This is a genomic window from Streptomyces sp. JJ66 (assembly GCF_019303495.1).
Classification (GTDB): domain Bacteria; phylum Actinomycetota; class Actinomycetes; order Streptomycetales; family Streptomycetaceae; genus Streptomyces.
This window is the reverse complement of sequence record NZ_JAEVFI010000037.1, coordinates 1-3,856: the sequence shown is the minus strand read 5'-3', so window position 1 is coordinate 3,856 and position 3,856 is coordinate 1. Positions and strand designations below refer to the sequence as shown.

Below are 3,856 nucleotides of genomic sequence, written 5' to 3'. Positions count from 1 at the left end.
CCGGGAGCCGGGAGCCGGGAGCCGGGAGCCGGGAGCCGGGAGCCGGGAGCCGGGAGCCGGGAGCCGACGTTCGGGCTCTCGACGGAGTGGCTACTGGCGGACGGCGAGCCGTTCGTGGACGGCCTCGTCCTGTCGCACCCGGAGCAGCTGGCCCGCCTGCGCCGCGCCTGCCCCGCCGCCGCGCCCGCCGCCGTCCTCGCCGGTGACCCCTGCTACGACCGCATGCTGGCCGCCCGACCGCACCGGGAGCGGTTCCGCCGCGCGCTGGGCGTGCGCTCAGGGCAGCGGCTCGTCGTCCTGAACTCCACCTGGAACCCGGAGGGGTTCTTCGGCAACGGCGGCGGGCAGGACGTCTTGCCGGGTCTGCTGCCGCGCCTCGCCGCCGAGTTGCCCGCTGACGACTACCGGCTGGCGGCCGTGCTGCACCCGAACATCTGGTACGGGCACGGCCCGGGTCAGCTCCGCGCCTGGCTGGACCGGGCGCGCCGCAGCGGCCTGACCCTGATCGACCCCGTGCACGCGTGGCGGCAGGCGTTGCTCGCGGCAGACGCGGTACTGGGGGATTTCGGCGCCGTCTCCTACTACGCGGCGGCGCTGGGCGTCCCCGTCCTCCTGGCCGCCGCCGGGCTGGAGCGGCTGGACCCCGAAGCCCCGCTGGCCGCGTTCGTCCGCCAGGGGCCACGGCTCGATCCGCACCGCCCCCTGCGCGACCAGGTAGAACACCTGCTGGCGCGGCACCGCCCGCTGACCGGCCCGGCCGAGTTCACCACCTCCGCGCCCGGAGCCTCGGCGACGTTGCTGCGGCGTCACTTCTACACGCTGCTCGACCTACCCGAGCCCCCGGACCCGGCCCTGCTGGAACCGCTGTCCCTGCCGCCGTACGAGCCCGCGCGGCGCACGGCTCCCCTGAAGGTGCGCACGCGCGTATGCGGGGCGGACGTCGTCATCGAGCGCTCGACGGAGCACCCGTACGACGCCCCGGGCGTCACCCACCTCGCCGTGCACGAGGACACCCGGGACCCGGGCCACCTCGCGCTGGCCGACGTGATCACCCGCGAGGGGACGCCGGACGACCCGCGTCTGGGCGGACCGGAGCGCTGGACCGCCGAAGTCCTGCGCCGGCACGCGCAGTGCGCCCTCGCCGCGTACGTGACCGGCCCGGACGCGTGCACCGTGCGCACCCGGGAGCACGGCCTGCTCCACCTGACCGCAGGCCCGGGAGCGGACGCCGACCCGACCGCGTACGCCTCCTCGCTGTACGCGTGGCTGACCGCCGGAGGCAAGCTCCCCCCGGGCGGCCGCACGCTCCGGGTGCACGCGGGCGGCGGCGTCCACCCCGTCCTCGTGCGGCCCGCTACCCGGCTGCCTCGCAGCGTCGCCGCAGGTCGGCGAGGTACCTCAGGTGCACCGTCGCGGCCGGGGTGAGCAGGCGCTCAGCCTCGGCGATCCGCGCCAGCGCCTCGGCGTCGCGGCTCGCGGCGTGCAGCGTCTCGGCGAGATCGGTGAGGGCCCGGGCCTGGTTGTACGCCTCACCCCGTCCGGCGAAGAACTCCACGGCGCCCTCCAGCAGCGCCCGGGACTCCTCCAGCTCTCCCAGCCCGCACAGGGCCCGCCCCTGGTGCCGCCGGATCAGCGCGAGGGCTCGCGGGAGATCGTCCGCGCCTTCCTGACCGGGGCCGATCCGCCGGTAGATCCGCTCCGCCTCGGCGAACCGCTCGTACGCCGCCCGGTACCGCCACTGGTCCCGCAGCAGCAGGCCCAGCAGTTCCACCGACGACGCCTCGCCCCGCAGGTGCCCGGCCGCCCGCTCGCACGCGGCGGCGGCACGCGCCTGCGCCTCCGCCTCCTCCCACCGGCCGAGCGCGCCCAGGCAGTGGCCGAGCTGGAAGTGCAGCGCACCGGCCATCGGGGAATCCGGCTGGCTGTCGTCGGCGCACCGGGCCGCGATCCGCAGCGCGGGCAGCACCTCGTCCCCGTGCCCGGCCTTGAGCTGGAGTGGCCACAGGGCGCGGGCCAGGCGCAGCGCCGTGGTGGGGTGCTGGTACTCCTCGGCCACACAGACCGCCCAGGCCACGTTCTGGACCTCGGCCGCGAGCACCGCCACACCCGCCGCCTCCCCACGGCACCGGTCCGCGTCACCGTGCGCGCCGTTCCTCGTGTCACCGCGCACGTCCCCCTCCGCCCCGCTGTGTGCGTCCGTGGGGGCGGGCTCCGTCCGCCAGCTCTCCGGCAGGGCGGCGTGCGCGGCGTGCAGGACGCGGTGCAGCAGGCGCTCCAGCACCCGGGCCACGGCCGCCGAGCACTCCGGCACACCGTGCTCCACGGCGGCGGTGTCCGCCAGATAGCGGCGCACCTCGGGCCGGAACCGGTACCGGCCGTCGGGCAGCGGCTCCACCAGCCGCACGTCCGCCGCCTCGGTCAGCATCCGGGCGGCGTCCTCCACGGCGACGTCCGCCGCGGCGGCGGCCAGGGGCGCGTCGAGGGCGGGCCAGCCGCCCAGCGCCGTCAGCCGGCACAGCCGCGCCGCCTCCGGCCGCAGCCGACGGCACGCCGCGCGCGCCACGCCGTGCACGGGATGGCCCCCGGTCCCCGGCCCGGGCACGGGAGGCTCCCCGTCCGCCGGCGGCCCGTTCAGCAGGTGGACGGCCGCCGCCCGCAGCGCGAAGGCGTTGCCCGCGCAGTCATCCAGCAGCTCCGGCAGCCGCGGCCTGGCCCGCGCGACGTTCTCCCGCCCGGCCACCTTGCGCAGCAGCCTCACCGCGTCCCGGTCCCGCAGCGGAGGAACGGCGACACGCTCCGCCTCCAGCGCGAAGGGCGGACCGGAGGCAACCACCAGCAGCAGCACCTCAGGCGTGGCCGGAACCAGCCCGCGCACCTGCGCGACCGATGACGCGTGGTCAATCACCACCAGCGCCCTGCGCCCGGCCGTCAGCTCCCGGTAGAGCCGCTCCCGCCGCGCCTCCGTGGCCGGAACCCCCTCCGCCCCCACACCCATCTGCCGCAGCAACCGCGCCAGCACGGCCGCCGGTTCCGGCCCGCCCGTCCCGGCTCCGCTGTCGCGCAGGTCCACGTAGAACTGCCCGTCGGGGTACCGGGCGAGCTGGGTGGCACCCCAGTGCAGGGCCACGGCGGTCGTGCCGATCCCGGGCGGCCCGTGCAGCAGCGCCACCCGGGGCCGACCCGCCGCAGGCCGGGTCGCCTCGCGCCGCAGCCGCCTCAGCACGCCCTCGCGGTCGGTGAAGTCCCGGGTGCCGGGAGGCAACCCCGGCCCGGCGGACAGACCAGCCGGGGTTGCCTCCGGCAGGCTCCGCACCAGCAGGGCCCACTCCTCAGCCTGCCGGCCGTCCCGCCCCAGGAACGGACGCAGCTCCCGCGCCAGCGCCCCCGCCCCCTCCGGGCCAGCTGGCAGCGGCACCTCCCGTCCGAGCGTCCTCCTCGCCAACGCGCCCGTTGACAGGAGCACCTGCTTGCCCATCTCCCCCGCCGCCCCGTTCCCCACCGCGCTGAGGAACGCCGCGAGCGCACCGACCGTCACGACTTCGAGCACACCAAGCCCCTCCCGTGGCCCCCGTTCCGCCTCCTCGCGGACTGTACGCCCCCGACATCCCCCACCGCCCCTACTCGGTGAACGCTCCGGCCCCCAACACCGCCGTCCAGTTCACCAGATACCGCCCACGAGAACCATGCCCCGACCCGCGCTCAAGGGTTCGCCTCGCCTCAGGATCACACAGCGCGTGGAAAGCGAAAGCGCCCCTGCCGAGTGTGCTCACAGGGGCGCTCTAGCGCAGATCAATGAGCGGATCTCATCGTGACCGGTTCGGGTGACGGGGTGCCCGTGACGTGGCGAAGCTCCTCG

General features: G+C 76.6%; 2 protein-coding genes. One reads left to right on the top strand and one right to left on the bottom strand.

Annotation, left to right across the window (positions count from 1 at the left end; all coding sequences use genetic code 11):
- Nucleotides 1-114 precede the first annotated feature (114 nt).
- Entirely contained in the window at nucleotides 115-1,425 is a 1,311-nt protein-coding gene (locus JJV70_RS20680) for a hypothetical protein (protein ID WP_308294934.1), read from the top strand.
- On the opposite strand, the gene JJV70_RS20675 is transcribed toward JJV70_RS20680, so the two are convergent.
- On the bottom strand, nucleotides 1,355-3,547 hold the full coding sequence (locus tag JJV70_RS20675; protein ID WP_219049546.1) for an ATP-binding protein: 2,193 nt from the start codon (nucleotides 3,545-3,547) through the stop codon (nucleotides 1,355-1,357). The two genes, JJV70_RS20680 and JJV70_RS20675, sit on opposite strands and share 71 nt — an antisense overlap.
- Nucleotides 3,548-3,856: the final 309 nt, after the last annotated feature.